Source organism: Nocardia sp. NPDC005825 (genome assembly GCF_040630175.1).
Classification (GTDB): Bacteria; Actinomycetota; Actinomycetes; order Mycobacteriales; family Mycobacteriaceae; genus Nocardia.
This window is the reverse complement of the sequence record NZ_JBEXXC010000019.1, coordinates 32,789-59,465: the sequence shown is the minus strand read 5'-3', so window position 1 is coordinate 59,465 and position 26,677 is coordinate 32,789. Positions and strand designations below refer to the sequence as shown.

Genomic DNA, 26,677 nt, shown 5'->3' with positions numbered 1-26,677 from the left:
ACAGTGATACTGCATAAATACATCGATACTGCAAAGGATAGCAGCGATGATCCCCACACTCGCCGGGGTGCATCACCTCAAAGTTCCCGTGTCCGATCTGGCACGGTCCATCGACTGGTACCGCAGCCGCCTCGGCTACACCGTCGGACTCGAATTCCAGGAGCAGGGCGTCCTGAGGGGTGTCGTCCTGCACCACACCGCCGGCGGACCGATGCTCGGCCTGCGCCTGCATCCCGAAATGGCCGCCGCATCCGCGGGATTCGACTTCTTCTCGATCGGCGTCCCGGATCGCGCGGCCCTCGAGGCGCTGGCACGGCATCTGAGCGGCCTCGGCGAACCCCACGCCGGGGTGCACCGCGCCAGCCTCGGCTGGATCCTGCCCGAACTCCGCGACCCCGACGGTCACGAAGTCCGCTTCTACTCCATGGAATCCCACACCGAACTCGGCGACGAACCCGTCACCATCGACAACCCGCGCGAGACCGCGGAAGCCGAGGAACGGGCGCAGGCCTGATCGATCACGCCGGAGAGACGTTGCGGCGCAGGAAATCCAGCTGATCGGCGACGACCCGCTCGAAACCCGCGCCGCGGTAGATATCGAAATGCCCGTCGGCGTAGGTGCGGATCTCACCGCGCGGCGCCCGCGACGCATAACGCAGCGTGGGCTTCGCCGGTGCGACGGAATCGGTTTCGCACACCGCGAACAGGATCGGCACCTGGATGCGGCCGGTATGGCGGCCGGGCCGGTCGGTCAGAATGTCGAACACGACCCGGGCCGTGGCCTCGTTGCGGAAGTCGGCGCCGGGCGGAACCAGTGCCAGATAACCGGATTCGGCGTCGGGCGCGGTCATCAGCGCGGTGCCGTTCGCGGGCCCGGCGGTGGTGATCATGTGCGGTTCCCGGCCGAGCAGCATGGCCGCCACATCGCGCGCGCCCGCGGCGGTGGCCTTGATCGAGTTGATCGGGGAGATCGCGAGGGTGGAGGCGACGCCGTCGGTGAACGGGCACTGCGCGATCGCCGCGACCAGACCGGCCGGGCGCGTGGCGGCGGTGCGAATGACGTGGCCGCCGCCGAACGAGGTGCCCCACGCGATGATTCGCGTGCCGTCGACCTGGGGGAGATGCCGCGCGAACGCCAGAGCGGCGATCCAGTCCGCGCGCTGCTCACGGGTCGAGAGCAGATAGCGGGGCGCGCCGTCGCTGTCGCCGAAATGGCGGTAGTCGAACACCAGGCAGGCGTATCCGGCGGCGGTGAACCGCTCGGCGTAGGCGGCCAGACCCATGGCGCGGATCGCGCCGAGCCCGTGCGCCATCACCACCACCGGCGGCCGGACCCCCGGGCGCGGCTCGGGCAGGTAGAGGGTCGCGGCGCAGTGGTCGCCGTCGCCGGAGGGGAATCGCACCTCATGTGTGATTGCGCCCGTGGGGTTTTCGATCGTCACGCGACCACCCCGGCGGTGCTGCGCGCGGGGCGGTCGAGGGCCGACAGCCCGGCGGGGCGGCGGGCGCCGCGCTCGCGCTCCAGGCGCAGATCGCGCATGTAGTCGTCGAAGTCGACCTGGATGGTGTGTCGTTTGGAGGCGACGTAGCGGCGCTGGATGCCACGGCGGTGCGCGGAAATCTCGCTGTCCATATCGGCGGAGCTCGGCAGGTGGTACCGGCCTTGGAGGTGGTCGGCGATCAGCTGGGCCTGGCGCTCGGCGATCGGCATGATCGCGCCCAGCGGCTGCACCAGGCCGACGAAGTACAGGCCCGGCACCTCGGTGTGGAACATGCGCCGGTACAGGCGGATTCGATTGTCGCCCGACGGGTCGAGGAAGTCGTGGTCGAAGAACGGGAAGCTGATCTTGTAGCCGGTGCAGAACACCACCAGGTCGGCGGCCACCCGGCGGCCGTCGGTGAACACCACCTCGTCGCCGTCGAAGTGATCGATGTTCGGGACCGGCGTGATCGCCCCGTGCGCCAGCCGGTCGAGGATGCGGCTGGACATGGTCGGATGTGCCTGGGCGAACTTGTGATCGGGCTCGGGCAGCCCGTAGCGCGACATCGGCCCGGTGGCCGCGGCCATCAGCTTGCGCGCGAGCGGCCAGCGCAGGAACGCGGGGAACCACTCGGCGGCCCCGATGCGGTCGTAGGGGCGGCCCCAGACGTACTTCGGGATCACGTGCACGCCGCTGCGCGCCGAAAGATAGGTCTGCTCAGCGTGATACGAGGCGTCCACCGCGATGTCCATGGCGGAGTTGCCCATGCCCAGGACCACCACCCGCTTGCCGGTCAGCTGCGCCTCGTCGGTGTAGGCGTGCGAATGCATGATCTCGCCGCGGAATTCGCTCGTGCCGGGGAACATCGGCTCGGGCAGGCGCGGGTCCCAGTGGTGGCCGTTGGCGACCAGCACCGCGTCGTAGTCGACGGTCTCACCGGTCGACAAGGTCACCTCGAAGGTGCCGTCGGGACGCGGTCGCACGTGGTCGACGCCGGTGCGGAACCGGATGCGGTCGGCGAAGTCGAAATGCCGCATATACGAGTCGAAGTAGTCGGCGATCTGATCGTGCCGGGCGAAATCGGGCAGATGCGACGGCATGGGGAAGTCGCTGAACTCCATGCGCTGTCGCGAGGTGTTGATGTGCAGCGACTTGTACGCCGCCGATACCCCATTGGCATTGCCCCACACCCAGTTGCCGCCGACTCGGTCGGACAGCTCGTAGCAGTGCACGTCGAGGCCGCGTTGGGCGAGCACCTTCACCGCCGCGATACCGGACGACCCCGCGCCGATGACGCAGACCTTCGGATTCGAATTGATGGACATCGCTGAGACTCCTTTATGACCAGTGGTCATATGACCACTGGTCACTGTAGGATCGAAACGGTCACACCGTCAATAGGTCGCAGGCAATCAGAGGAGATCGGTGATGCCGACAGGGACATGGGACCGGCTGCCCGCGCCACGCCGCGCCGCCGTGGTGGCCGCGGCCGAGGCCGAGTTCGCCGCGCGCGGGTTCAGCGGCGGCAGCCTGAACACCATCTGCAAGGAGGCCGGTGTCTCCAAGGGCAGCCTGTTCCAGTACTTCACCGACAAAGCCGACATGTACGTCTACCTGGCCGAACTGTCGAGTGAGCGGATCCGCGCCAGCATGGAGACCACCGTGCGCGAACTCGATTGGGACGCGGACTTCTTCGGCTCGCTCGACGGCCTGCTCACGGCTTGGGTCCGCTACTTCTACGACCACCCGCTCGAACGCGCCATGACCGCGGCCGCCAACCTCGAGCCCGACCCGGTCGCCCGCACCGCCGTGCGAGAAGCCGTCAACGTCCACTACCTCGAGGTCCTGAGCCCCCTCTTCGAGGCCGCGACCAGGGGCGGAGCCCTGCGCCCGGACACCGACGCCCAGGTCCTGCTCGCCCTGCTCCTACTGCTGCTGCCGCAGCTGGCCCTCGCCCCGCACGTCGAGGGCCTCGACCCGCTGCTCGGTCTCGCCGAGGGCGACGCCGCCCACGCGGTCGCCACCGCCCTGCGCGTGGTCCACGTCGTGGTCGACCCGTACCGCGCGCCGGGATCGTAGGCTTCGACCGTGCCCACGCTGCTGATCATCCACCACACCCCGTCGCCGTTCCTGCAGGAGATGTTCGAGGCGGTGCTGGCGGGCGCGACCGATCCGGAGATCGAGGGCGTCGAGGTGATCCGCCGCCCGGCGCTGGGCGTCACCGCCAGCGACGTGCTCGCCGCCGACGGCTATCTGCTCGGCACCCCGGCCAATCTCGGCTACATGAGCGGGGCGCTCAAGCACGCCTTCGACACCTTCTACTACCCGTGTCTGGATTCCACCAAGGGTCGGCCGTACGGGCTCTACATCCACGGCAATCAGGGCACCGAGGGCGCGGAACGCAGTGTCGAGAGCGCGACCACCGGGCTGGGGTGGGAGAAAGCGGCCGCGCCGGTGATCATTTCGGGCAAGCCCGAGAAGGCCGATATCGAGCGGTGCTGGGAGCTGGGCGCGACCGTCGCGGCCCGATTGATGGAGTGAGTCCGGGGTGCCCCCGAATTCTGGTGTCTGACACATTCGGGGGCGGTGCGGTCATACTCGAGGGGGCGTTCTCCGGGAACGCTCACTGGGAGTGTGGGAAGAGGTGACGGCCGCCGTGGAGGCGCAAGAGTCGGGGACACGCCGTATCGGGCTGGTCGAGGATCATGAATCGGTGGTGCTGGGGTTGTCGGCCATGCTGGCCCCGGAAGCCGATCTGGAATTGGTGATCACCGCGGGAACCGTCGCGGAACTGCTGGCCGCTGGGCCGGAACTGGATCTGGTGGTGCTGGATCTGCGGCTCGCCGACGGCTCCTCACCCGATGACAATGTGCGCGCGCTGCGCGAGCGGGGGATCGAGGTACTGGTGTTCACCGGGGCGGACAATCCGTTCCTGGTGCGATCGGCCGCGCGGGCGGGCGTGCTGGGTGTGGTGCGCAAGTCCGAGGACGCGGCGACCGTGGTCGCCGCGGTGCGCCGGGCCGCGCACGGTGAGCAGGTCGTCACCACCGACTGGGCCGCCGCCATCGACGGCGACCCGCAATTGCAGGACGTCGGGTTGAGCCCGCGGCAGCAGCAGGTGCTGCAGCTGTACGCCTCGGGGGAGAAGGCGTCGCGAGTGGCCCGCATGACCGGGCTGTCCGAGCAGACCGTCAACGACTATCTGGGCCGCATCCGGCAGAAGTACGCCGACGCCGGACGCCCGGCCCCGACCAAGACCGACCTCTACAAGCGGGCCGTCGAGGACGGGTGGCTGCCCGTGCCGGAGCGGAGTCCGCGGGCATGACCGCCACGAGCGCCCTCGACTCGACGGCCGCTCCCCGGTCCATGCCCTCGCTCGCGGCGCTCACCCGGCGGGTGCGTGCCCGCCTGAAGGCGACCGAGGATCCGGCCACCGCCGCCTACGACCGCATCATGCGGCGGCTCGGCATCTCCATCGGCATCGCCGGCGCCATCATCGGCGGCGGCGAACTGCCGGAGGTCGCCGAACAGGGCCGCTACGCGTCGGTGTGGTGGTCGGTGGCGGCGATGGCGCTCGTCTTCGGCTGGTATCCGATCATCGGCGTGGTGTCCGCGGTGGCGGGGACCAAGGCCATCAGGTTCGTGTGTGGTTGCGCCGCGGTCAGTTTCCTCGGCGCGCTCGCCACCATCCCGCTCGGTTTCGACCCGCACACCGTCGACGCCACCAATATCTGGCCGTACCGGGTGACCGCGCTCGCGGTGAGCGCGGGCGTGCTGGCCTGGTCGGGCCGGACCACGCTGATCTATCTGCTGGCCGCGTCCGCGTCGGCGGCGCTGGCCACCGTGTACACGGTCGGCGAGGTGACGCCGCAGCACATCATCGAGAACTTCCTGCGCTCAGCCGGATTGGCCGCCCTGTTCCTGTGGTGCGGCACCGCCGCCGTCGGGGCCGCGGCCCGCGTCGACCGCGAGTCCGCCATCGCCAGCCGCCGCGCCGCCGCCCAGGCCGCGGCGCAGGCGCGCGACCGGGAACGCTCGCGCTTCGCCGCGCTCATCCACGACGCCGTGCTCTCGACGCTGCTGGAGGCCTCGCGCGCCGGCGCCGAATCCGCTGTGGTGCGGCGGCAGGCCGAACGCACCCTCGAACAGCTCGACGAATACCGTGGCGCGGAACGCGATCCGGACCTCCTCGACGCCCGTTCGGCGCTGCTGTTCCTGCGCGCCGCGGTACAGGAGATCAATCCGAGCATCCGCTTCGCCACCCGCACCTGGCCCGGCTTCGACGACCTGCGCATGCCGGTGCATTCGGCCAGCACCATCGCCGCCGCGCTCACCGAGGCCGTCAAGAACAGCCTCCGCCACGCCGCCGTCCCGGGCCGTGAGGTGCGGCGCGCGGTGACCGCCACCGTCAGCGCGGGCAGCATTCGAATCGTGTTCGGCGACAATGGGGCCGGATTCGATCTGGCCGCGGTCTCCGCCGATCGGCTCGGCATCTCCATGAGCATTCTGGGCCGCATGCGCCAGCTGGCGGGCGGCTCGGCGTTCGTGGAATCCCAGCCCGGTGAGGGCACCACCGTGACCTTGGTGTGGGGTGGCGATGGCTCCCGTTGACGGCATCGACCTGGACCCTCGCTTCGGGCTGCGCGATCTGCTCGGCCTGCGGGGCAGTACCGCGTGGTGGTTCCTGCTCATCCTGGAAGCCGTCATCGCGCTGTACATGGCCCGCAATTTCGGGCAGGCCCCGCTGTGGGCGGCGCTGGCCGCACTGGTCCTGATGCTCAGTGCGGGCGCCCTGGTCACCGCGATCCCGGTCGACCCGCTCCCGATTCCCGTCGCCCTGTACGGGGCCGCCGCGCCGCCGATCGCGACCGCGCTGACCGTCATGACCCCGGTGCGGGACCTGCCGCACGAGTCGGTGTGGTCGGCGTTCGCCTCGTCCTATGTGCTCGGAGTCCTGGTGCTGCGCGGCCGGATTCGCACCGCGTGGGCGGGCGTGATCGCTGTGGCCGCGGTCCTGGTCACCCTCGGCTTGGGCGGTTCGCACCTGGATCCCGGCACCCTGATCGGTTCCATGGTCCCGGTCGGAACCATCACCGCGATCTCGGTGTTCACCGCCGTCATGCGCCCCATGCAGCGCTCCCTGCGCATCCTGCGCGAGGACGCTCTCATGCGGGCTACCGCCGAGGCCACCATGGCCGCCGCCGACAGCGAACGCACCCGCCAACTGGCCCGGCTGGACCGCGTGGCGCGCCCGATCCTCGAGCGCATCGCCGACGGCGCCCAACTCACCGCCGCCGAACGCGAGGAATGCCGCCTGCTCGAAGCCGAACTCCGCGACGGCCTCCGCGCGCCCCAACTGGTCACCGACGAACTCAGCGGCGCCGCCCGCGGCGCCCGCGGCCGCGGCGTCGAAGTGATCCTCCTCGACGACGGCGGGTTCGCCGGAGTCCCCGAATGGGTGCGCCGCCGCGTCATCGACGCCGCCACCAAGGAATTGGACGCGACCAACGCCGGCCGGGTGACCATCCGAGTCCTCCCCTTGGGCCGCCCCGTCCTGGCCACCGTTCTCGCCACCGCCCCCACCCAGGACCGCCGCACCGAAATCGATCAGGACGGCCGAGTCACCACCATGACCGACTAGTCCGCCGCGCGCCGCCGACTGTCGACATTCCCGGTCAAGGTCGCCAGCAGCCCGGGCAGCTCCGCCACGGTCCGCTCCGGCAACCCGGTCACGGTCTCCTCGGCCAGATCCCGCCACACCCGCTTCACCTCCGCCGCCAACTCCCGCCCACTCTCGGTGAGTTCGACGACGCTGGCCCGCTTGTCGTTCGGCGCGGGCGTCCGCCGAACATGCCCCGACGCTTCGAGCTTCTTCGTCATCAACGTGACGCTGGGCGGCTCGCACCCGAGCGCCCCACTCAACTGCGCCTGAATCATCGGCCCACTCCGAGCAAGTTCGAGCAGCAGCGCCTCCTGCCCGGTATGCAGCCCGAGCGGCGCCAACAGTGCCGCGGCCCTGGCCCGATGACGCAGGGTCAACAGGCGAATGGCCTGGTTGATGGCATCGGCTTGCTCGAAGTCCACGGCGCTCCTTGACGGATTAGTTACGCGCATAACATTATGTGCGTAACTAATTCTAGCAAGGGGAGTCGCCATGAGTGTCGAGGTCGATGCGGATGCCGAGACCGTCAGGGGCAGAAAGTACTTCGATCCCACCCGACTGGTGCTGGCGCTGGTCTGCGCATGTCAGTTCATGGTCATCCTGGACTCGTCCATCGTGAATGTCGCGCTGCCGTCGGTGCAGCGGGACCTGGGCTTCAGTGCCACGGGCGTGGCGTGGGTGGTCAACGGCTATCTGCTCGCCTTCGCCGGGTTCATGCTGCTGGGCGGTCGTGCGGCGGATCTGTTCGGGCAGCGGCGGATGCTGATCATCGGGCTGACGGTGTTCTCCGCGGCGAGTCTGCTCGGCGGTCTCGCGACCACCGCGGAGCCGCTGGTGGCGGCTCGGTTCGCGCAGGGGGTCGGGGCCGCGTTGCTGGCGCCCGCGACGCTGGCGGTGATCAATACCGAATTCAGCGAGACCCGCACGCGGGCACGGGCATTCGGGGCCTGGTCGGCGGCGGGTGGGATCGGTGGAATGGCCGGTGCGCTGGCGGGCGGGGCTATCACCACCGGGCTGTCGTGGCGGTGGGTGTTCCTTATCAATGTGCCGATCGGTGCCGCGTTGGCCGGACTGGCCCTGCTGTCGTTGAGCGGTGCGCGCAGCGCGGACCGCGAATCACTGGACCTCGTCGGCGCGATCACCGGGACCTCCGGGCTCGCCGCCCTGATCTTCGGTGTCATGAGCAGTGCCGATCACGGGTGGTTGTCGGGTGCGGTCGCCGGGCCGATCGGCCTCGGTGCGCTCTTGCTGATCGTGTTCGTCACGGTGGAGGCGCGGTTCGCCGCCCGGCCGCTGGTGCCGCTGCGGCTGTTCCGGGTTCGGCCGGTGGCCGTCGGCAACACCTTGCTGCTGTTGTTCGGCGCGATCAGCATCGCCATGTGGTACTTCACCTCGCTGCTCCTCCAGAATGTGCTGGGCTACAGCGCATTACGGACCGGGCTCGGGCAGACTCCCGCCGCGGTGACGTTCCTGGTGTTCGCGCGAGTGTCCGCCACTCTGCTCCCGCGAACCGGAGCTCGCCTGCAGATCCTGGCCGGAAGTGCCGGTCTGCTCGCCGGGTTCACCTGGCTGGCCTACGCCGGTGCCGATAGTGGCTATCTCCTCGGCGTACTCGGCCCGACCCTGTTGATCGCCGTCGGCATCGGTCTGACCTTCCCGACCCTGATGGCACTGGCGACCGCCGACGCGCCCGACGGCGATGCGGGGATCGTCGGGGGTCTGGCGGGCACCGCCAATCAGATCGGCGGAGCGATCGGTCTCGCGATATTCGCGACGATCGCGGGCGCGAACGCGGCCTACGGTCCGGTCTTCGTCGCGGCCGCCGGAACGGCGGTGGTGATCGCGGTGCTGGCCGCGTGCTGGATCAGGACTCGTCCCAGCGGCCGCCCTTCCGCATCTGATCGCGGAGCGCGGACTGGACGGTGGAGGACAACCAGGAGTTGAGGGATACGCCGCTCTGGGCGGCGGCTTCCTCGGCGCGGGATTTGATCTGTTCGACCAGGCGGAGGGTGACGCGGCTGATGTCGCCGGTGACCTCCTCGAAGGTGGGGTGCTCGTCGGTGGCTGCGGTCTTGCGCACATCGACGTGGGCGTCGGTACCGTCGACGGAGACGTGGACGGTCCGGTCGGGGAGGGTGGCGCTCACCTCGGCGGCCAGCTCCGAGAGGGCGGACAGCAGGATCAGGCGGGCGGAGCTCTCGGTGGCGGCGGCCAGAGCGGCGGCGGTGGCCTGGGTTTTCTCGTCGCCGAGGGCCGCGGCGGCGATGAGATTCTCGCGGAGTTGGGCGGTGTACTTGTTCAGATCCATGACACCAGTGTGACGTCATGTTTGGTGTCATTCAAGGAAACTTTTGACGCCAGAAACGGGCGCTCGAGTCGAATCGCCAACCTGCCGGGCACGGTTCGGGTATAACGATGCAAAACCCGTTCCAGCGACGCTGTAGCCTTCTGACTATGACGAACGGTGAATCGACGCGAACCGAGCTGCGCGCGTCCGGCACAGTAGGTGTCGCGATGGTGACCCCCTTTACCGCCGAAGGCAAGCTCGACGTCGATGCCGGTGTCGCGCTGGCCGCCCGTCTGATCGACGGCGGCGTCGATCTGCTCGCGATCTCCGGAACCACCGGCGAGTCGCCCACCACCACCGAGTCCGAGAAGTTCGATCTGCTGCGCGCCGTCGTGGACGCTGTCGGTGATCGCGCCACCGTCATCGCGGGCGCCGGCACCTACGACACCGCGCACAGCATCGAGCTCGCCCGCAACGCTCAGCGTGCGGGCGCCCACGGTTTGCTGGTCGTCACCCCGTACTACTCGCGTCCCAGCCAGGACGGGCTGTTCGCGCACTTCTCCGCCGTCGCGGACGCGACCGATCTGCCGGTCACCCTCTACGACATTCCGCCGCGCTCGGTGGTCCCCATCGCGACCGACACCATTCGCCGTCTCGCCGAGCACCCGAACATCGTCGCCGTCAAGGACGCCAAGGGCGATCTGGGCGCGGGCGCGGAGCTGATCGCCGAGACCGGGCTGGCCTTCTATTCCGGCGACGACGTGCTCAACCTGCCGTGGCTCTCGATCGGCGCGACCGGATTCATCAGTGTCATCGGTCATCTCGTGCCGGATCGCCTGCGCGCCCTGATCGACGCCTACCAGGCCGGGGATATCGCCCGCGCCCGTGAGATCAATGTCAGCATGGCCCCGCTGAACCGCGCCATGTCGCGCTTGGGCGGTGTCGCCATGACGAAGGGCGCGCTGCGCCTGCTCGGAGTCGAGACCGGAGAACCACGCTTGCCACAACTCATGCCGAACGGCGATCAGCTCGACGAGCTCGCCGTGGACCTGCGTGCCGCGGGGGTGATTGCGTGACCAGCCCCGCTCGCCGCCCCCGTCGTAGTGCCAGCCGCGCCGCCGGCGCCCCGGCTCCCGCTCCGGAGCAGCCCGCTGCCGCCGAGAAGCCCGCGCCCGAAACCGTGAGTTCGGCTGCCGCGCAGCCGGAACCGGCGCAGGTCGCCCCGGCTCGCGCGGAAGCCGAGCCCGCCCGTGAGCGCCCGGCCCGCGGCCGCTCCTCGGACCGCGGCAAGGCCGCCCAGTCCAGACCGGCCGACGAGGCCCCCCGTTCCCGTCAGGACGAATCCCGTTCGCGTCAGGACGATTCCCGCAACCGTGGCGACCGCAACCGCCGCGGCGGCGGTGGCCGTTCCCGGCAGGGTGGCCGCGACCAGGCTCCGGCCCCGCGCGATCCGCACGCCATGGGCACTCCGCCGAAGGCCCCCAAGGGTGGTCTGCGGGTGTTCGCGCTCGGCGGCATCGGTGAGATCGGCCGCAACATGACCGTTTTCGAGTACGACGGCAAGTTGCTGATCGTCGACTGCGGTGTGTTGTTCCCCGAGGACCAGCAGCCCGGCGTCGACCTGATCCTGCCCGACTTCGGTCCCATCGAGGACCGCATGGACGACATCGCCGCGGTGATCCTGACCCACGGTCACGAGGATCACATCGGCGCGGTGCCGTTCCTGCTGCGCCTGCGCCGCGACATTCCGGTGATCGGCGCCAAGTTCACCCTCGCGCTGGTGGCGGCCAAGTGCCGCGAACATCGCTTGCAGCCCAACCTGATCGAGGTCACCGAGGGCGAGCGCACCCAGCACGAGGCGTTCGACTGCGAGTACTTCGCGGTCAACCACTCCATCCCGGACGCGATCGCGGTCGCGATCCGCACCCCCGCGGGCATCGCGCTGCACACCGGCGACATCAAGCTGGATCAGCTGCCGCTCGACGGCCGCCTCACCGACCTGGCCGGTTTCTCCCGCCTGGGTGACGAGGGCGTGGACCTGTTCCTGGTCGACTCCACCAATGCCGAGGTGCCGGGCTTCGTGACGCCCGAGCGCGAGATCGGCCCGGTGCTCGACAGCGTGATCGGCAAGGCCAAGGGCCGGGTCATCGTGGCCTCGTTCGCCTCGCACGTGCACCGCATCCAGCAGGTGGTGGACGTGGCGCAGCGCTACGACCGCCGAGTCTGCTTCGTGGGCCGGTCCATGGTCCGCAATATGCAGATCGCGCAGGATCTGGGCTATCTGGAGATCCCGGACAACCTGGTGGTGGATCTGGATCAGGCCGCCAACCTGCCGGTGCACAAGCTGGTGCTGATCTCGACCGGTTCGCAGGGGGAGCCGCTGTCGGCGCTGTCGCGCATGGCACGTGGCGACCACCGTCAGATCAACATCCGGCCCGACGATCTGGTGGTGCTGGCCTCCTCGCTGATCCCGGGCAACGAGAACGCGGTGTTCACGGTGGTGAACGGCCTGGCCCGCCTGGGCGCGACGGTCGTCACCCAGCAGAACGCGAAAGTCCATGTCTCCGGCCATGCTTCGGCGGGCGAGCTGCTGTACCTGTACAACGCGGTCCGACCCACCAACGCTATGCCCGTGCACGGCGAGTGGCGGCACCTGCGCGCCAACGGCGCCCTCGCGGTGGCGACCGGCGTCCCCGAGGAGCGGGTCATCCTGGCCGAGAACGGCGTGGTGGTCGACCTGGTCGACGGCATCGCCACCATCTCCGGCCGCGTCCCGGTCGGCCAGGTCTACGTCGACGGCCTCTCGGTCGGCGATGTCGGCGAGTCCACCCTCTCGGACCGCCTGGTCCTGGGTGAGGGCGGCTTCATCTCCATCAATGTCGCCGTCGACTCCGCCACCGGCAAGGCCGTCAGCACCCCCGAGGTCAGCGGCCGCGGCTTCTCCGACGATCCCGAGGCCCTCTCCGGCGCCCAGGAACTCGTCGAGAGCGAACTGCACCGCCTGGCCGTCGAGGGCGTCACCGACACCCATCGCATCGCGCAGTCCGTCCGCCGTGTCGTGGGCCGCTGGGTCGCCGAGAAGTACCGCCGCCGCCCGATGATCGTCCCCACGGTCATCGGCGTCTAGGCCGGAACCGCAAGGGCCGCAACGCGACAGCGCCCCGGAGCCGTGCGGCTGCGGGGCGCTGTTCTGTGCGCGTGCTGCTACTTGTCCTGGCAGGCTGCGGAATCCAGCTTGGCGGCCTTGACGATGCTGCAGGCGTAGTTGTGGTCGATCTTCCAGTCGGTGCCGTCGGCGACGAAGGAGACGGTCGCGTTCTGGACCGGCTTGCCGTCGATGGTGACGTCGGCGTCGGCCTTGAGCTTGCCCTCGGCGGGGTCGCCCACGTTGGTGATCTTGATCTTGACGTTGTTGGCCTTGGCGGCGTCGACCAGCTTCTGGGCGAGCTGCGGGTCCAGCCCGGCGTTCTCGATCCAGTCGGTCTTGGTCTTGGAGTCGATCGACGGGTCGAACGCCTTGGTGACCTTGTCGTTCAGGTCCGCGACCGAGGGCTTGGGCAGGTCGGCGACCGTGGTGGGGGCCGGGGCCGCGCCGGTGACCTTGGCGTCGCCGCCGTCGGTGCTGCCGTCGAACTTGCCGGCGGGGGCGGCCGAGGTGGTGGCGGCGGCCTTGGTGGTGTCATCGGACTTGCTGCAGGCCACCAGGCCGAAGGCCGAGGTGGCCAGCATCAGCGCGGCGGTCGCGCGGAAAACGGTGTGCTTCAACGAAATTCTCCCCGTGATTTCAGAGCTGGTAACCGGTGGTGCAGTTCCAGTGAATGATGGTGGCGCCGGCGGAGTTCCGGTTGAGCGCCTGGTTCTTGGCGGCGATCCGCGAGGACGCGGCGCCGAAGGTGTAGTAGCCGTCGCGCGAGGAGTAGGCGACCGCGCCGCAGCCGTTCGAGAAGCGCGCGACGATCTTGCAGTCGTTGTAGGTGCACGAGCTCATGGCGGCGTTCTGCGCGGCAGGGCTGTCGGAATAGTCGTAGGAGTAGCCGATACGACCGGTCGACACCGACAGCGCGATGGCGCCGTAGTTGTAGTCCTGGTAGGCATTGGCCGGAGCAGCCGTCCCAGCGAGCAGGGAACCGGCGGCCGCGACCATCACGGCTGCGCCGCTGACGATCTTCTTCAAGGTGTTGCCCTTCTTGTGCTTTCGGGTCCACGACCCTATGGACCGAGGGATCAAGTTACCGATCCGGAAGTGTTGACGCCAACCGGCATCTGTGGTTTGTGCGGCGGCAGCGCGTTGCGGGCCGCCTCCGGCTGTGTTGTCACATCCGGTGCCAGATCATGATCAGCGGCGGTCCTTATGGGAGACCGTGTGGTTTCCTTAACGCCCCGGTGCGAAGCCGGACAACCCGGACTAAGGTCCCCCTTATGAATATGGCCCAACGTGAGCGCCAGGCCCTGGTTCAGGCGATGGCCGAAGCCGGCCCCGAAGCGCCGACCCTGTGCGGGGAGTGGACGGCCCGGGATCTGGCCGCGCACTTGGTCGTTCGTGAGCGTCGCCCGGACGCCGCCCCCGGCATCCTGCTCGAGCCGTTCGCCCCGTATCTGGACAGCGTGCAGCGCAAGGTCACGGAGCGCCCGTTCGCGCAGCTGCTCGACGAGGTGCGCTCCGGCCCGCCGTTCTATCTGCGCCCGGTCGACGCCCTGATGAACACCAGCGAGATGTTCGTCCACCACGAGGATGTCCGCCGTGGCGCGCCCGGCTGGGAGCCCCGCACCCTGTCCGCCGCCGACGAGGACCGGCTGTGGAAGGTGCTGACGGGCTTGGCCCGCATGGCCTATCGCAAGTCGCCGATCACCATCGCGCTGGCCACGCCGGACGGCCGCCGCACGGTGGCGCGGCAGGCCGGGGATCGCACGGTGGTGCTGGCCGGTCCGCCCTCGGAGCTGCTGTTGCACGCTTTCGGCCGCAACGCGGTCCGTCTGGAGGCGACCGGCGCGCCGGAGGATGTCGAGTTGGTGCACGCGCTCGACCGCAGCGTCTAATCTGCCCGGAGGGGTACGCGGAACCCCGCTGACCCGGTGGTTTCCCGCCTGATCGCGGCGTCGGCGGCGGTTTTTCGTTGTGATCGCCACAGTTTCTGATTCGGGTGGGCCGGGTGTTGCGGATGGTCCGGGTGGTGCTGTTGCGGCTAGCCTGGGACGCATGGCAGGTAAGGCCCGCACCGGAACGTCACGTACGCGAGCGGGGGCCACGCGGGGGCAGACTCCCGCGCAGTCCCGCGCGCGCACCCAACGCACCCCGGCCAAGGGCCGCGGCACGGCGGCGCGCAAGGCTCCGGCCCGGCGGCCGGCGCCTCGGCGGGCGCAGTCCAATACGGCCCCGCTGGCGGTGGTCCGGCGCGGTGTGACCAGCGGCTGGACCATGATGGCGCGGGGTCTGGGCGCGACGACGCGGGCGGTCAGCCGGGCGGGGGAGATCGAGCACGGCCACCGGCGTGACGGGATCGCGCTCGGTCTGGTGGCTTTCGCTTTCCTGATCGTGGCGGCGGTGTGGCTGTCGGCGGGCGGTCCGGTCGGGCACTGGGTCGATACCGCGGTGCGGGCGGTGTCCGGATCGGCTTCGGCGGCACTGCCGTTCGTGCTGGTGGCGATCGCGGTGATTCTGATGCGCACCGAGCCGCAGCCGGAGATCCGGCCGCGGCTGGTGCTGGGCGGCCTGATGGCGGGTCTGCCGATCCTCGGTTTGTGGCATCTGGCCGCGGGTTCCCCGTCGGACGCGCACGGGCGCGCGCACGCCGCCGGTTTCGTCGGCTACGTGGTGGGCGGCCCGCTCTCGGAGGGCCTGTCCGCGTTCCTGGCGGTCCCGCTGCTCATGCTGGCCATCGGTTTCGGCCTGCTGCTGTTGACCGGCACCCAGGTCCGGGATGTGCCCGAACGCCTGCGGGAGATCTTCGGCACCAGCGCGGGCGGCGACGAGTACGACCGCTACTCCGACGACCCCTACGATCCGTCCAACTACGACGCGGACGGTTTCCCGCTGCACGCTCCCGAGGTGCGCAAGCGTCGCGGCCGCACCCCGTCGGAGAACTATCCGGCCGACGAGTTCGGCGGTTCGGACGCGGTCACCGAGATCCTCGGCGAGCCCCCGTTGCAGGACGCGAAGGAGATCGTCCAGCCGGAGGTGAAGCCCAAGCCCGCCCCGGCGAAGGCCAAGCCCCCCAAGCCCGCTCCCGCGGTGGTCGACCAGACCCCGCCTCCGCCGGAGCAATTGGAGTTCGTCACCGACCGCGAGGTGGATGGCGATTACACGCTGCCGTCGCTGAACCTGCTGACCGACGGCGATCCGCCGAAACAGCGCAGCGCGGCAAACGAATCCATGATCGAGGCCATCACCGAGGTGCTGGTCCAGTTCAAGATCGATGCCGCGGTCACCGGTTTCGTGCGCGGCCCGACGGTCACCCGCTACGAGGTGGAGCTGGGCCCGGGCGTGAAGGTCGAGAAGATCACCGCGCTGGCCCGCAACCTGGCCTACGCGGTGGCCACCGAGAACGTGCGCCTGCTGGCCCCGATCCCGGGCAAGTCGGCCGTCGGTATCGAAGTCCCCAACGCCGACCGCGAATTGGTGCGCCTGGCCGATGTATTGAAGGCTTCCAGCACCCGCAACGACCATCACCCGCTGGTGATCGGCTTGGGCAAGAACATCGAAGGCGAGTTCGTCACCGCGAATCTGGCCAAGATGCCGCACTTGCTGGTGGCCGGTTCCACCGGCTCCGGTAAGTCCAGTTTCGTCAACTCGATGCTGGTCTCGCTGCTGTGCCGCGCCACCCCCGAGGAGGTGCGCATGATCCTCATCGACCCGAAGATGGTGGAACTGACGCCCTACGAGGGCATTCCGCACCTGATCACGCCCATCATCACCCAGCCCAAGAAGGCCGCCGCCGCGCTGGCCTGGCTGGTGGAGGAGATGGAGCAGCGCTACCAGGACATGCAGGCCAGCAAGGTCCGCCACGTCGACGACTTCAACCGCAAGGTGAAGTCGGGCCAGATCACCACTCCGCTGGGCAGCGAAAGGGTGTATCGCCCTTACCCGTACATCCTGGCCATCGTCGACGAGCTCGCCGACCTGATGATGACCGCGCCCCGCGACGTCGAGGACGCCATCGTCCGCATCACCCAGAAGGCCCGCGCCGCGGGCATTCACCTGGTGCTGGCGACCCAGCGTCCGTCGGTGGACGTGGTGACCGGTCTGATCAAGACGAACGTCCCCTCCCGCCTCGCCTTCGCCACGTCGTCGCTGACCGACTCCCGCGTCATCCTCGACCAGCCCGGTGCGGAGAAGCTGATCGGTATGGGCGACGGCCTGTTCCTGCCCATGGGCGCGAGCAAACCGACCCGTCTCCAGGGTGCTTTCATCTCCGACGAGGAGATCGCCGGCGTCGTCGACTTCGCCAAGACCCAGGCCGAGCCCGACTATCAGGAGGGCGTCACCGCAGCCAAGGCCGGCGAGAAGAAGGACGTCGACCCCGATATCGGCGACGACCTCGACCTCCTCCTGCAAGCCATCGAACTGGTGGTCACCTCCCAGTTCGGCTCGACGTCCATGCTGCAGCGCAAACTCCGCGTCGGCTTCGCCAAGGCGGGCCGCCTCATGGACCTGATGGAAACCAGGGGAGTGGTCGGCCCGTCGGAAGGCTCCAAGGCCCGTGACGTCCTCATCAAACCCGACGAACTCGACGGCCTGCTCTGGAGTATCCGGGGCGGCGGCGACGAACCGCCCACGGATGGCGCTGAGCCCGAGTAGTTTTGAGCGGTCCGCTCCATATTGAAGCTCCTCCGCGGTGCCCCTAATCTGAATCCTGTGGCACGCGGGGGAGTTTCATGGGGCCGGGGCTGGAAGCGGCGGTGGCGCAGGCCGGAACCGCGCTGGATCGCCGGATTGGGTGTCGGTGTCGCGACCGTCCTGCTGCTGGCGGCGCTGGCTCGCGGAATGCCGGACTACTGGCGCAATTTCGAGTTGAACACCGCGGCCGACCTGATCGGCGCGGTGTTCACCATCTTCCTGCTCACCCCGATCATTCAGCGGGTCGGCGAATCCCGGGTGCGCGAGCATCGCGAGCTCGACTATCGGCGCTTCCTGGACCGCGCTCACCGCAGTGTGAACGCCATCCGGATCGTCGACACCTTCTCGAACATGCTGGTCGAGCCGCATTCGGATCGTTTCGGGCAGATCACCCGGGATGTGTTGGCCCGGGGCGTGTCGGTGCGGGTGCTGCTGATCAACCCGTCCACGCTCGCGGCCGAGCAGCGTGACCGGGAACTCGGTGCGGCCGAGGACCTGCAACGGCAGTTGGCGCTGAATCTGATTTCCCTGCGGGCCCTGCAGCGCGATATCGGCGAGCTCGAGCGTGCGCACCACGGTCCCGGCGCGGATTTCCAGGTGCGGCTCTACTCGTCGGGTCCCGATGTCACCATGTATCGCTCCGACGACCGGTGCCTCATCTCGTTCTATACGATCGACGGCCTCTCCGGTGATTCGCGCCAGCTCGAGGTGTCGGTGCATTCGCCGCTCGGCAAGTTCGTCAACGACCGATTCCACGCGGTCTGGGGCCGGTCCGTCCCGCTGGAATACCTGATCGACGTGACCCTGTCCGACGGCACCGGTGATCGGCGCAGGTCGCTGGTGAAATCGATTGTGGTGGACGATATTCGGTATCTGCAGGGTGCTCGCACGGATAGTTTCCTGAGCCGGGTGGGGACCGATCCGATCCGGGCGCGGCTCGACGACGGCACCGACCATGATCTGGTCCGGGTGGTCGATGCGGCGCTGATCGCTCGGCTCACCGCGGTGGCGGGCCGGATCTTCCGCGACTCGTCCGACGGCGAGTTCCTCTGTATGCGGCCGGCAGCATCGCCCGGGCAACCTCCCCGCGCCGACGAGGTGGCCGAGGATCGCTAGGATCGTTGCTCGGTCGCTCGACATCCGTCGGGCCGTGCTGGAGGCATCGGATGTCGCTGGGCACCACGGGGTATGGGTTTCGCGCGATCGGCGCTCGGGAGTTGCCGGCGATCGCGGCCCGCGCCGGGCTCGACGCCGAGCAGGCGCGGGAGCTGGCCGCGGTGGCCGAGGTGCTGCCGTTCCGGACGAACCGCTACGTCCTGGACGAGCTCATCGACTGGACACGCGCGCCCGACGACCCGATCTTCCGGCTGACCATGCCGCATCCGGGGATGCTCGCCGACGACGATCGAGCGGAGATCGCGACCCTGCTCGCGCACGACGCCTCCTCCGCCGACCTCCGCCACACCGCCACCCGCATCCGTAAGGCGATGAACCCGCATCCGGAGGGCCAGCGCACCCTCAATCGCCCCGCCACCGAGGGGGAGTCGTTCGACGGGTTGCAGCACAAATACCGCAATACGGTGCTGTACTTCCCGCGCAACGGCCAAACCTGTCACGCCTACTGCGCGTACTGCTTCCGTTGGGCCCAGTTCGTCGGTGAGCCGGACCTGCGCATGGCCGCCGCGGGTCCCGAGGTGCTGATCCGCTACCTGGACAGCCATCCCGAGGTCAGTGATGTCCTGATCACCGGCGGCGACCCGATGATCATGAGCGCGGACGTCCTGGCCCGGCACCTCGAGCCGCTGCTGGACCCGCACCTGGAACAGATCACCTCGATCCGGATCGGCACCAAGGCGCTGGCCTTCTGGCCGCACCGCTTCGTCACCGACCCCGACGCCGATCAACTCCTGCAGCTGCTGACCCGGATCAGCGAGTCCGGCCGCCATCTGGCGATCATGGCCCACGTCTCGCACTCCCGCGAACTGGAGACCGACGTGGTCCGCCACGCGATCCGCCGATTACAGGCCACCGGCGCCGTGATCCGCTGCCAATCCCCGATCGTGCGCACCGTCAACGACACCGCCGACGACTGGATCACCCTGTGGCGCAACGAGGTCCGCCTAGGCATGATCCCGTACTACATGTTCGTGGAACGCGACACCGGCCCCCGCGACCACTTCGCGGTCCCCCTGGCCGCCGCGACCGCCATCTTCACCGACGCCTACCGCTCGGTCCCCGGCCTGGCCCGAACGGTCCGCGGCCCAGTCATGTCGGCAACCCCCGGCAAGGTCGTAATCGACGGCGTCACCACGATCGCCGACCGCCAAGTCTTCGCCCTACGCCTCCTCCAAGCCCGCGACGAATCCCTCGTAGGCACCCCGTTCTTCGCGACCCACAGCGACACGGCCCGCTGGCTCGACGACCTCACCCCCGCCTTCGCCCCCCGCTTCCCCTACGAACAACCGTGAATATCGAACCTCCCAGCCGCAACAGCCCCGATAAACGCATCCCACTGCCCCGCAGTGAAAACATGCGCCGCCCCACCGGGATCCTTGGAATCACGCACCCCGATCCGGCCGCCGCCCAGGAACGCGGCCTCGACGCACTCCTTGCCGCCGCCACTCTTGCTGCTCTTGAACCAGAGTGCTTCGCGTAGTTCGTCGTTCACTGAAACTCCCTTGCTGCCTCGCGCACCAGTTGCCTGCTGCTCGTTTCGTCCAGCGCTACCCGCTGGAGAGTCTTGAAGGCGGATATGTAACTTTCGACGATGTCCGACTTCTCCGTGTACATGTCGGTCGAGAACCCCTCTCCGTACACCGTCGGCGGCTCGGCCGGATCGCCGCGGTTGTCGAGCTTCGCCTCGAGGATCACGAACGGGCCCGTCTGACGGCCAGTCGGCATTCCGGCTGAGAACGGGAGGACCCGGAGCGAAACATTCGGCCGGGTGCCGGCTGTGGCGAGGTACTCGAGCTGGTTGACCATAACTTTCGGCCCTCCGATGACTCGGCGCAACACAGTTTCGCCGAGGATGACGGTGAATTGAACCGGGTTGACGTTGCGGGTGATCGCACGCTGCCGCCGGGCCTTCAACTCGAGCCTGCCCGCGAGCTTGTCCTCATCGTCGTCGGGATAGGCGTCGCTGGTCAGGACCCTCGCGTAGGGGCGCGTCTGGAGCAGGCCCGGTACCAGGTCCGGCTGGAACGACGTCAGGATCCGGGCGTTGTACTCCATGTCGACGTACAGCCGAAAGTCTTCGGGGATAACCGAACCGAACTCGTGGTACCAACTCTTGACCGCCGCCTGCTGAGCCATGGCCCGCAGCGTGACCGCCCACTGGTCATCGACTTCGTACAGATTGATCAGTTTGTCCAGATCGTGTATCCGGATCTTGGCTGTCTCCCCGACCTCGATCCGCTGGAGCGTGCTGGTGCCCCACTCCATCACCTTCGCAGCCTGACTCAGCGTCAGCTTCGCCGCGTCCCGCGCTTCGCGCAGGTACCGCCCCAACTGGCGGCGCGTGAGGGTACTCGTGTTCTCGGCCATGGGTTTCCCGTTCTGATGCCGTCGCAGTTTCCAGAGTTCACGGGCCTCGATTTCAGGATCGGGAAAATCGTCCCATCGACTTCGGGAACGGCGCTGGGGAAACGGGAAACTCGATCTGGTTTTTCAGTTTTCAGTTTTCACCCCACTGGAACGCGCGTGAACTGGGTGGACCACGACCAGCGGTCGAGAGGACGTCAGATGGCCACTCACCCCACCGAACTCTGGGTCCACGACAGCTGCGCCGACCCACGCATCTGGCCGATCACCCGCCAACGCGCCGAAGGGATTCTGGCAATCCACGCCGCCTGCGTGCCGCGATGTCCGCGCGCGGAAAGCGCCCGCGGCTATCTCGAAGGAGGCCAGGCCCAATGCCCGCGCACGTGACAGGTGAGACCCCACTCGACCGTCAGCTGTGGCTGTACCGGGAACTCTACGGCCTGCCCTGCCGAATCACCGGCCCCCGAATCACCCTGTCCACCACCGACGTCAGCGCGATCAGCGCCCCATTCGCCCTCGCCGCCGCGATCGACGACGAACTGTTCTGGACCAAACAGACCACCCCCATCCTCGACGAGCGCAGCGGCACCCTAGTCCTCCTGGCCGCTCCCACCCGAGTCGACATCACCCTCCACGTCAACGATTTCCGCGCCCGCGCCCACTGCGAATTCCTCCCGTCAGGCAGGGACCTCATCCTCCCTTCCCCACGCTCTTCCGGCCGTTCCGAGCCGATCTGGTTCAGATACCCCCAGTGGGAGACCCTCCAGCCTCTCGCGACAGTCCTTCGCGCCCTCCGAATCGCGCTCCGCGAATCTCCCCGCACCTACCCGTCCTGATCCCGGGAGGCTCCGATGCTCACCGAAATCGCGACCACCGCAATAACTTTCCTCACCGTTGCCCTCTGCCTCTTCGTCCCTGTCCGTCGTTATTTCCTGCACCCGCCCCCTCCGAATCCCCACTCGGTCGCCGCGATCCGGGCCCGCCTCGAAGGCGAGAAGCGCGTAGCCGCAGCTTCGAGACGCGAGGCGGCCCGGCTCTCCGCCGAATTCGCTTGATCCGAGCGGTACCGTTGATCATGGGGGGAGTGCGATCAGGCTCCCGTTGTGGGACAAGGCAGCACAGCATGGCTGAAGACCGCGAGACGGCCGGAGGACGCACCATTCGACCACCGGATGCGTCACAGCAAGCCCTCGTTTACGGGCGTGCCAGATCCCGACCAAGCGATCTCGCATTCCGGGCTGGAACGCTGATCAAGGCGGTGGATGCCACGATCCTCGATTCTCCGTATCGGAACAACGCGTTTCGGCTCGCGGGCCTGCGGATCGACACCGGGGCGGGGCCGATACGTGAGATGGTCACCGAATTGGGGGCCGGTGGCCGGCGAAGCCGTCGACTCGTCCACCCCACTGTGCTGCCGGTGACCCCGCGACCGCAGCCAGCCGACGTGTCAGCCGTACTCGAAAGCCTCGCGAATCCCATCGATCGATTGATCAATGAACTGTTCTGGTTCTGGCCCACCGACTATGTGGATCCGGCGACCGACGGAATCGACTGCGCCAACCGACAGTGGCTCGAACAATTGCCCACCGACCCGATCGCGGCCCACAACCTGGCAGTTCTGAGGCACATCGAGGCACTCGAGACACCACGCGGCGAGCAGCCTGAAACCTGGCTCGACGCCCTCACGGCCTGGGATATCGCGATCGGCGCGGAGGAAACGTGGCAATGGCTGGGCGAGCACGCCGCACGGATCGGCCGCAGTCGGTACCGGAAAGACTCGCCGGAACTGGCGCTGATCCGCGAGAGGTTGCCCGCGGCTGTCCTGCGAATCCACACCAATGCGATCGCGCACGCCATCCTCACCGGCGAGAAGTCAGCCGCTGAACGGCAATTCGAGGTTCTCGACGAGTTCCGCGCCCAGATCGTCATGCACCCGAGCGTGTTCGACTTCGCCGACATCGACTTCGCGCGCGACCAACTTGCCCGGCAACTGGAGTGGCACCGCCGGCGCCGCGACACGCAGGTGCTCTGCACTGCCGACACGAAGCCCGAGGAAGTGCTTCAGGAGGTTCGGAATCTGCTGGTGGAAGAGGGCCGAGCCCAGAAATGGGTCCGCACGACAGCCATGGAGGATTCGGTGAGGGCACGCCCTGTCGATTCCCAGGCGTCCACCACCGCGATCCATTGCGTCGTAGCCTATTTCAACGCCACCAAGGATTGGGACGGGGCGCGCGAGGTGCTGGCTGCGGCCAGGCCATTTGCGACGGAAACATCGCAGGTCCAGCGCCTCGATTGGACGATAGAGGTCCTCGAAAGGCAATGGCGGGAGTACGTCTGCCCGTTCTGCCGCGTGCGGCGCGGCGTGGTCGGGGCAGAGTACTCCGAGTTCATGCACCGGCGGCGGCGCGGCTACCACGAGCACGGGGGACGGGAAGTCGACCCCGAGTTGACCACCGTCCTCGTTCCTCGTTGTAAGAGATGCCGTGCCACGCACCGCCTCTTGGGATCTGCGGAGGCGATGGGCGCGCTGATGGTCCTCGGTGGCCTCTTATCGGGATTCACGGGGCTTTTCTTGATCGGTCACTGGCCTACCCTGGTGACGGGTGTTGCCCTGTTCTTCGGTGGTTTGGCCGTCTACTCCATGGCTGACTCCATCGGGAAGTGGGACCGAGCCCAGGACGACCCCCAAGTTCAGAAGTTACGCCGGTCCGGCTGGACCTGACTGGTAGCTCGGTCTGCCGGCATTACGCAGTGTCGGATGCGGCCTTCTCCACGGTGAAGTCACGAACCAACAGGAAAAACGGTATGGCTGTGGCGATTCCGACGGTGAAGGTCAGTGCGAACGACGCCGCCCACCACCGCATGATCCCGAGTTTCCGAGCCTCGGCGAACGCCCAGAGGTGAAACCCCAGGACCACGAAGGTGAGGTCGATCATTGCGAATCGGCCGGGCACGGTCTTGTAGATGTCGCCGACGAAGAAGTCGAGCGCCGACTTCGGTCCGTTGCGCCGCACGTAGGGCAGGGCGATCGAGTTCTGCGTGATGAAGGCGGCGATGAGCGTGGCGATCAGGGTCGGTCGACGCCACGATTGGTCTGCGACGTTGCAGGACATGGCTACTCCTTCGATATGTGTATACCGCTCGGTGTATGTTACTGAGAGTAACAGTATTGGAAGGGTTGTGGACCTGGTAGATGCGGTTGCCGCGTCGGCTCAGTCCTGGGTGCCTGATGGCGCGATCGCGGCATTGACGATTATCTCGAGCTTGGCGCCGATGCGGTCGAGCGCCGTGGTGCTGCGCTCCGCGCGGCACATGGCGACGCTTCCTTCGATGGCGGCGATGATCAGTGTGGCGGTGTGCTCGGCATCATCCGGATCGGCTCCGTGCTCGCGCAGCGCCGCCGACAGTAGGTCGGTCCATTGGGCGAAGGCGGCGGCTGCTGCCGCGTGGGGTGCTCGCTCTGCTTCGGGAAGGTCTTCGACCGCGACAGCCAGGACTGGGCACCCGGCCTGGAAGTCGGTGTCCACCACTATCTTTCGCCACATTCCGAGGAATGCGTGCAACGCCTCGATCGGGCCGTTCTCGAGTTCGCGAACCAATACCGCCGCGGTCAGGTCACCCGCGAACGTGACGGCCTCGGTGGCCAGCTGCGTCTTGCCGCCGGGAAAGTAGTGGTACGTGGATCCCAGTGGCGCGTGAGCGTGCTTGGCCAGCTCCCGCACGCTGGTGGCGTTGAGGCCGCGCCGCCGGATCATGTCGGCCGCGCCGCTCACCAACTTCTGGCGTGAGTCCTGCGATTCAGCCACCACTACCTCCTTGTCTATAACGGTCGTCATATAGTAGCGTCCGTTGATTATAACGAGCGTTATAGCTCGGTCTTCCGCGATCTGAAGGAGCAACCCGATGCCGATGATTCACCTGACCGTGCCCGCCGGAGTCCTGACCGGACAGGCTCGCGCCGAGCTGTTGAAGTCGCTGCCGAAGTCCCTGCTGAAGTGGGAAGGTGCACCCGACACCGCCTTCTTCCGGGCGCAGGCGTGGTGCCGCGTCGAGGAGGTCGCCGACGGCGGATTCGCCGCGCTGGAAGACGATCTGCCGAGATTCCGGGTGGATGTGACCGTTCCCGAGGGCGGGCTGTCGGACCGCCGCAAGGCCGGCCTCGTCGCCGAAGTCACCGAACGGATCCTCGCGGCCGCCGGTCTCGCCGAGGGTGATTCCTGGCGAGTGTGGGTCCTGATCCGCGAACAGCCGGAAGGCACCTGGGGAGCCGCCGGGAACATCGTGAAGTTCAAGGAGCTGGCCACCCTCGCGCAGGCGCAGCGCGAGAATGCGTGAGTTGCCGAACGCCTAATTCGTGGCGTCGATCGCGCGCGTCAGCCGTTGCGCCGCTTCACTGTCGTCGTGAACGGACAAGGCCTGGTTGACGATCAGCCAATCCGGGATGTCGTCGCCGAGCGAGTACTTCCGAAAACAGTTGTAGATCGCGTAGTAGGCGAATTCGACCGGGTCGGGAAACGTCAGATCGTCATCTTGCAGCGCGGCGATGGGTTCGAGGTATCGCCGGCCGATATCCGCGAGGTCCGCACCGGCCCGAGCGGAGCGAAGGGCATCACCCGGAAGCTCGACATCCACCTGGTGCCGCATCCCGACAACCGAGTCCCGATAGCGAAGCGAGGCGGGTTTCCCACGGACGTAACCGATCCAGATCGGCAGGGCATCCTCGCACAGCGACAGATGAACCTGCCGTCGGCCATCGGCTCCCAGTTGAGTGAAGAGTTCTCTCGGCGTCATGGGTGATTCAGAGATCTCCGGTCAGCGGCTGCCCGATCCTGCTCTAGATGCGTTGGTCCTGCTCACGAGTCGTGGCCAACGCGATCGCTCGGTCGAATGTCTCGGTAAGTGTTTCGCGCCGCTGAGTTTTGAACTCGTCGTCCGGCCCGAGTTCGTCGATGTACTCGTCCCACACCCGCAGATACCGTTCGCGCCACTCCCCGAGCACCGCCACCGAGGGGAAGCTCGCACCGACCCGCGCGGGTTCGACGATCTGGATCAGAATCTCCAGCCAGGCAGGAACCATGTCCCCACCCCACTCATCGGGTTCCAATGCCGTGTCGTCCGAGGTGTCCTGGAACTGCTCGGCAATATTGCCGATGATGTGATCGGTCAGTTCCCCGAGCCCATCCGCTGCGGTGTCGCTGTCGAAGTTCCCCGGCCCCCAGACACCCATAACAACCTCTCCACCCGAACGCTTTTGGCGCGCCCAGCCTATCAACCCACCGCGTGCCTCAAAGCGCCGCCGCGGTCTGGCAACTTCGCGGGCGGCGGGCCACAAGCTGCCCTACTCTCCGCAGGTGCCCAAGATCAGATTCAGCAATGCATCCGATGACTTGCTTCGGTTGTGGACCGAGCCGATCCCCGAGGACTACTGGATGCGGCCCGGGGATGCATTCACCATCGCGTACGACGACAACGACTTCGAGGAATCTGTGCTCGGCGACGCACACTTCGACGTGTCGTGGAACGACGAGGGCGTCACGGTGTGGCTGGGCACCACCGCTCCTCCAGATGTCTACGACCAGTCCGGCACCCGCCTCGAATGTGGTCACCAGCGTCCGAAGCCAGAATGAACTTCATGCGGTGGTGTCACACCCGACGACATGTCCGCTACTGCCGCATACCGCGTTGACCGAACCGGCCCGTGTGGGCCGGCGGCCGGAACCTGGTGCGGTGCGGAACGTCCGCCACTGCCGAATGCCGAGTGAGTGGCACATGGTGGAGGTGAATCTGGACAAAAGCCCTCCAGGATGCGCCCCTCGGCGACGATGGCGCTGACCGCGCTGACCGAACCGGCCAGCGCGGGGCAACCGAAGATC

General features: G+C 67.8%; 30 protein-coding genes. 18 read left to right on the top strand and 12 right to left on the bottom strand.

Annotated elements, in window-relative coordinates; all coding sequences use genetic code 11:
* The first annotated feature begins 46 nt into the window (after window positions 1-46).
* On the top strand, window positions 47-514 hold the full coding sequence (locus ABZ382_RS33055; RefSeq protein WP_357097285.1) for a VOC family protein: 468 nt from the start codon (window positions 47-49) through the stop codon (window positions 512-514).
* Window positions 515-518: 4 nt separating this feature from the next.
* On the opposite strand, the gene ABZ382_RS33050 is transcribed toward ABZ382_RS33055, so the two are convergent.
* Window positions 519-1,442 (bottom strand): alpha/beta fold hydrolase, encoded by a 924-nt coding sequence (locus ABZ382_RS33050; RefSeq protein ID WP_357097283.1) that lies wholly within the window; start codon window positions 1,440-1,442, stop codon window positions 519-521.
* The gene (locus tag ABZ382_RS33045; protein ID WP_357097281.1) at window positions 1,439-2,806 is read right to left on the bottom strand and encodes an NAD(P)-binding domain-containing protein; all 1,368 of its coding nucleotides are present in this window, start codon (window positions 2,804-2,806) and stop codon (window positions 1,439-1,441) included. Before ABZ382_RS33045 ends, ABZ382_RS33050 begins: the two co-directional genes overlap by 4 nt.
* A gap of 103 nt (window positions 2,807-2,909) precedes the next feature.
* Between ABZ382_RS33045 and ABZ382_RS33040 the strand changes: the two genes are divergently transcribed.
* The 5 genes from ABZ382_RS33040 (at window position 2,910) to ABZ382_RS33020 (ending at window position 7,122) form a co-directional block, all read left to right on the top strand.
* Window positions 2,910-3,560 carry a TetR/AcrR family transcriptional regulator gene (locus ABZ382_RS33040; protein WP_357097279.1) on the top strand — a complete coding sequence of 217 codons (651 nt, stop codon included), beginning with the start codon at window positions 2,910-2,912 and terminating at the stop codon, window positions 3,558-3,560.
* Window positions 3,561-3,569: 9 nt separating this feature from the next.
* Complete coding sequence (locus ABZ382_RS33035) at window positions 3,570-4,022, top strand: flavodoxin family protein (protein WP_357097278.1); 453 nt, start codon at window positions 3,570-3,572, stop codon at window positions 4,020-4,022.
* A 115-nt stretch (window positions 4,023-4,137) separates the two neighbouring features.
* Entirely contained in the window at window positions 4,138-4,806 is a 669-nt protein-coding gene (locus ABZ382_RS33030) for a response regulator transcription factor (protein ID WP_357097276.1), read from the top strand.
* Entirely contained in the window at window positions 4,803-6,092 is a 1,290-nt protein-coding gene (locus ABZ382_RS33025) for an ATP-binding protein (protein ID WP_357097274.1), read from the top strand. Before ABZ382_RS33030 ends, ABZ382_RS33025 begins: the two co-directional genes overlap by 4 nt.
* Complete coding sequence (locus ABZ382_RS33020) at window positions 6,079-7,122, top strand: hypothetical protein (protein ID WP_357097272.1); 1,044 nt, start codon at window positions 6,079-6,081, stop codon at window positions 7,120-7,122. The genes ABZ382_RS33025 and ABZ382_RS33020 overlap by 14 nt, the downstream gene beginning before the upstream one ends.
* On the opposite strand, the gene ABZ382_RS33015 is transcribed toward ABZ382_RS33020, so the two are convergent.
* Window positions 7,119-7,565, bottom strand: coding sequence for a MarR family transcriptional regulator (locus ABZ382_RS33015; RefSeq protein ID WP_357097270.1), 447 nt, complete (start codon window positions 7,563-7,565; stop codon window positions 7,119-7,121). The two genes, ABZ382_RS33020 and ABZ382_RS33015, sit on opposite strands and share 4 nt — an antisense overlap.
* A gap of 70 nt (window positions 7,566-7,635) precedes the next feature.
* Here ABZ382_RS33015 and ABZ382_RS33010 point away from each other — a divergent pair, with 70 nt between their 5' ends.
* Window positions 7,636-9,087 (top strand): MFS transporter, encoded by a 1,452-nt coding sequence (locus tag ABZ382_RS33010; RefSeq protein ID WP_357097269.1) that lies wholly within the window; start codon window positions 7,636-7,638, stop codon window positions 9,085-9,087.
* Here the strand turns inward: ABZ382_RS33010 and ABZ382_RS33005 are convergent.
* Entirely contained in the window at window positions 9,008-9,451 is a 444-nt protein-coding gene (locus ABZ382_RS33005; RefSeq protein WP_357097267.1) for a hypothetical protein, read from the bottom strand. The two genes, ABZ382_RS33010 and ABZ382_RS33005, sit on opposite strands and share 80 nt — an antisense overlap.
* A gap of 146 nt (window positions 9,452-9,597) precedes the next feature.
* Here ABZ382_RS33005 and dapA point away from each other — a divergent pair, with 146 nt between their 5' ends.
* Window positions 9,598-10,506 (top strand): 4-hydroxy-tetrahydrodipicolinate synthase, encoded by a 909-nt coding sequence (gene dapA / locus ABZ382_RS33000; RefSeq protein ID WP_357097265.1) that lies wholly within the window; start codon window positions 9,598-9,600, stop codon window positions 10,504-10,506.
* Window positions 10,503-12,557, top strand: coding sequence for a ribonuclease J (locus ABZ382_RS32995; protein WP_357097263.1), 2,055 nt, complete (start codon window positions 10,503-10,505; stop codon window positions 12,555-12,557). The genes dapA and ABZ382_RS32995 overlap by 4 nt, the downstream gene beginning before the upstream one ends.
* 77 nt (window positions 12,558-12,634) lie before the next feature.
* Here the strand turns inward: ABZ382_RS32995 and ABZ382_RS32990 are convergent, their stop codons facing one another.
* Entirely contained in the window at window positions 12,635-13,195 is a 561-nt protein-coding gene (locus tag ABZ382_RS32990; RefSeq protein ID WP_357097261.1) for a hypothetical protein, read from the bottom strand.
* Window positions 13,196-13,214: 19 nt separating this feature from the next.
* Window positions 13,215-13,604 (bottom strand): DUF4189 domain-containing protein, encoded by a 390-nt coding sequence (locus tag ABZ382_RS32985; RefSeq protein ID WP_357097259.1) that lies wholly within the window; start codon window positions 13,602-13,604, stop codon window positions 13,215-13,217.
* A gap of 245 nt (window positions 13,605-13,849) precedes the next feature.
* On the opposite strand from ABZ382_RS32985, the gene ABZ382_RS32980 reads away from it, so the two are divergent.
* From ABZ382_RS32980 to ABZ382_RS32965, 4 genes are all read left to right on the top strand, one after another.
* The gene (locus ABZ382_RS32980; protein ID WP_357097257.1) at window positions 13,850-14,467 is read left to right on the top strand and encodes a TIGR03085 family metal-binding protein; all 618 of its coding nucleotides are present in this window, start codon (window positions 13,850-13,852) and stop codon (window positions 14,465-14,467) included.
* A 160-nt stretch (window positions 14,468-14,627) separates the two neighbouring features.
* Entirely contained in the window at window positions 14,628-17,225 is a 2,598-nt protein-coding gene (locus ABZ382_RS32975; RefSeq protein WP_357097255.1) for a DNA translocase FtsK, read from the top strand.
* Between the two features lie 57 nt (window positions 17,226-17,282).
* Entirely contained in the window at window positions 17,283-18,380 is a 1,098-nt protein-coding gene (locus ABZ382_RS32970; RefSeq protein ID WP_357097253.1) for a DUF5919 domain-containing protein, read from the top strand.
* 50 nt (window positions 18,381-18,430) lie between these two features.
* Window positions 18,431-19,732: a lysine 2,3-aminomutase gene (locus ABZ382_RS32965; RefSeq protein WP_357097251.1), complete on the top strand. Its 1,302-nt coding sequence runs from the start codon at window positions 18,431-18,433 to the stop codon at window positions 19,730-19,732.
* Here ABZ382_RS32965 and ABZ382_RS32960 read toward each other — a convergent pair.
* Together ABZ382_RS32960 and ABZ382_RS32955 are read right to left on the bottom strand one after the other, a co-directional pair.
* Window positions 19,717-19,932 (bottom strand): DUF397 domain-containing protein, encoded by a 216-nt coding sequence (locus ABZ382_RS32960; RefSeq protein ID WP_357097249.1) that lies wholly within the window; start codon window positions 19,930-19,932, stop codon window positions 19,717-19,719. The two genes, ABZ382_RS32965 and ABZ382_RS32960, sit on opposite strands and share 16 nt — an antisense overlap.
* The gene (locus ABZ382_RS32955; protein WP_357097247.1) at window positions 19,929-20,807 is read right to left on the bottom strand and encodes a helix-turn-helix transcriptional regulator; all 879 of its coding nucleotides are present in this window, start codon (window positions 20,805-20,807) and stop codon (window positions 19,929-19,931) included. The genes ABZ382_RS32960 and ABZ382_RS32955 overlap by 4 nt, the downstream gene beginning before the upstream one ends.
* 368 nt (window positions 20,808-21,175) lie before the next feature.
* Here ABZ382_RS32955 and ABZ382_RS32950 point away from each other — a divergent pair, with 368 nt between their 5' ends.
* From ABZ382_RS32950 to ABZ382_RS32940, 3 genes are all read left to right on the top strand, one after another.
* The gene (locus tag ABZ382_RS32950; protein ID WP_357097245.1) at window positions 21,176-21,640 is read left to right on the top strand and encodes a hypothetical protein; all 465 of its coding nucleotides are present in this window, start codon (window positions 21,176-21,178) and stop codon (window positions 21,638-21,640) included.
* A gap of 15 nt (window positions 21,641-21,655) precedes the next feature.
* A complete protein-coding gene (locus ABZ382_RS32945) occupies window positions 21,656-21,859 on the top strand; it encodes a hypothetical protein (protein WP_357097243.1) in 204 nt (67 codons plus the stop codon).
* A 68-nt stretch (window positions 21,860-21,927) separates the two neighbouring features.
* Complete coding sequence (locus ABZ382_RS32940; RefSeq protein ID WP_357097241.1) at window positions 21,928-23,526, top strand: hypothetical protein; 1,599 nt, start codon at window positions 21,928-21,930, stop codon at window positions 23,524-23,526.
* Window positions 23,527-23,548: 22 nt separating this feature from the next.
* On the opposite strand, the gene ABZ382_RS32935 is transcribed toward ABZ382_RS32940, so the two are convergent.
* Both ABZ382_RS32935 and ABZ382_RS32930 read right to left on the bottom strand, forming a co-directional pair.
* On the bottom strand, window positions 23,549-23,917 hold the full coding sequence (locus ABZ382_RS32935) for a DUF2834 domain-containing protein (RefSeq protein WP_357097239.1): 369 nt from the start codon (window positions 23,915-23,917) through the stop codon (window positions 23,549-23,551).
* Window positions 23,918-24,016: 99 nt separating this feature from the next.
* On the bottom strand, window positions 24,017-24,610 hold the full coding sequence (locus ABZ382_RS32930; protein WP_357097237.1) for a helix-turn-helix domain-containing protein: 594 nt from the start codon (window positions 24,608-24,610) through the stop codon (window positions 24,017-24,019).
* A 97-nt stretch (window positions 24,611-24,707) separates the two neighbouring features.
* Here ABZ382_RS32930 and ABZ382_RS32925 point away from each other — a divergent pair, with 97 nt between their 5' ends.
* The gene (locus ABZ382_RS32925) at window positions 24,708-25,139 is read left to right on the top strand and encodes a tautomerase family protein (RefSeq protein ID WP_357097235.1); all 432 of its coding nucleotides are present in this window, start codon (window positions 24,708-24,710) and stop codon (window positions 25,137-25,139) included.
* Window positions 25,140-25,151: 12 nt separating this feature from the next.
* Here ABZ382_RS32925 and ABZ382_RS32920 read toward each other — a convergent pair whose 3' ends face one another.
* A complete protein-coding gene (locus ABZ382_RS32920) occupies window positions 25,152-25,595 on the bottom strand; it encodes a hypothetical protein (RefSeq protein ID WP_357097233.1) in 444 nt (147 codons plus the stop codon).
* Between the two features lie 43 nt (window positions 25,596-25,638).
* Complete coding sequence (locus ABZ382_RS32915) at window positions 25,639-26,136, bottom strand: DUF4259 domain-containing protein (RefSeq protein ID WP_357097231.1); 498 nt, start codon at window positions 26,134-26,136, stop codon at window positions 25,639-25,641.
* Window positions 26,137-26,155: 19 nt separating this feature from the next.
* Between ABZ382_RS32915 and ABZ382_RS32910 the strand changes: the two genes are divergently transcribed.
* Window positions 26,156-26,431, top strand: coding sequence for a hypothetical protein (locus tag ABZ382_RS32910; protein WP_357097229.1), 276 nt, complete (start codon window positions 26,156-26,158; stop codon window positions 26,429-26,431).
* Window positions 26,432-26,677 lie beyond the last annotated feature (246 nt).

Excerpts from the sequence above, each read along its gene's own strand:
- ABZ382_RS33055 (WP_357097285.1), top strand. The coding sequence starts at position 47 with ATGATCCCCACACTCGCCGGGGTGCATCACCTCAAAGTTCCCGTGTCC.
- ABZ382_RS33045 (WP_357097281.1), bottom strand. The coding sequence starts at position 2,806 with ATGTCCATCAATTCGAATCCGAAGGTCTGCGTCATCGGCGCGGGGTCG.
- ABZ382_RS33040 (WP_357097279.1), top strand. The coding sequence starts at position 2,910 with ATGCCGACAGGGACATGGGACCGGCTGCCCGCGCCACGCCGCGCCGCC.
- ABZ382_RS33025 (WP_357097274.1), top strand. The coding sequence starts at position 4,803 with ATGACCGCCACGAGCGCCCTCGACTCGACGGCCGCTCCCCGGTCCATG.
- ABZ382_RS33020 (WP_357097272.1), top strand. The coding sequence starts at position 6,079 with ATGGCTCCCGTTGACGGCATCGACCTGGACCCTCGCTTCGGGCTGCGC.
- ABZ382_RS33010 (WP_357097269.1), top strand. The coding sequence starts at position 7,636 with ATGAGTGTCGAGGTCGATGCGGATGCCGAGACCGTCAGGGGCAGAAAG.
- ABZ382_RS33005 (WP_357097267.1), bottom strand. The coding sequence starts at position 9,451 with ATGGATCTGAACAAGTACACCGCCCAACTCCGCGAGAATCTCATCGCC.
- dapA (WP_357097265.1), top strand. The coding sequence starts at position 9,598 with ATGACGAACGGTGAATCGACGCGAACCGAGCTGCGCGCGTCCGGCACA.
- ABZ382_RS32980 (WP_357097257.1), top strand. The coding sequence starts at position 13,850 with ATGAATATGGCCCAACGTGAGCGCCAGGCCCTGGTTCAGGCGATGGCC.
- ABZ382_RS32975 (WP_357097255.1), top strand. The coding sequence starts at position 14,628 with ATGGCAGGTAAGGCCCGCACCGGAACGTCACGTACGCGAGCGGGGGCC.
- ABZ382_RS32965 (WP_357097251.1), top strand. The coding sequence starts at position 18,431 with ATGTCGCTGGGCACCACGGGGTATGGGTTTCGCGCGATCGGCGCTCGG.
- ABZ382_RS32955 (WP_357097247.1), bottom strand. The coding sequence starts at position 20,807 with ATGGCCGAGAACACGAGTACCCTCACGCGCCGCCAGTTGGGGCGGTAC.
- ABZ382_RS32950 (WP_357097245.1), top strand. The coding sequence starts at position 21,176 with ATGCCCGCGCACGTGACAGGTGAGACCCCACTCGACCGTCAGCTGTGG.
- ABZ382_RS32945 (WP_357097243.1), top strand. The coding sequence starts at position 21,656 with ATGCTCACCGAAATCGCGACCACCGCAATAACTTTCCTCACCGTTGCC.
- ABZ382_RS32940 (WP_357097241.1), top strand. The coding sequence starts at position 21,928 with ATGGCTGAAGACCGCGAGACGGCCGGAGGACGCACCATTCGACCACCG.
- ABZ382_RS32935 (WP_357097239.1), bottom strand. The coding sequence starts at position 23,917 with ATGTCCTGCAACGTCGCAGACCAATCGTGGCGTCGACCGACCCTGATC.
- ABZ382_RS32925 (WP_357097235.1), top strand. The coding sequence starts at position 24,708 with ATGCCGATGATTCACCTGACCGTGCCCGCCGGAGTCCTGACCGGACAG.
- ABZ382_RS32920 (WP_357097233.1), bottom strand. The coding sequence starts at position 25,595 with ATGACGCCGAGAGAACTCTTCACTCAACTGGGAGCCGATGGCCGACGG.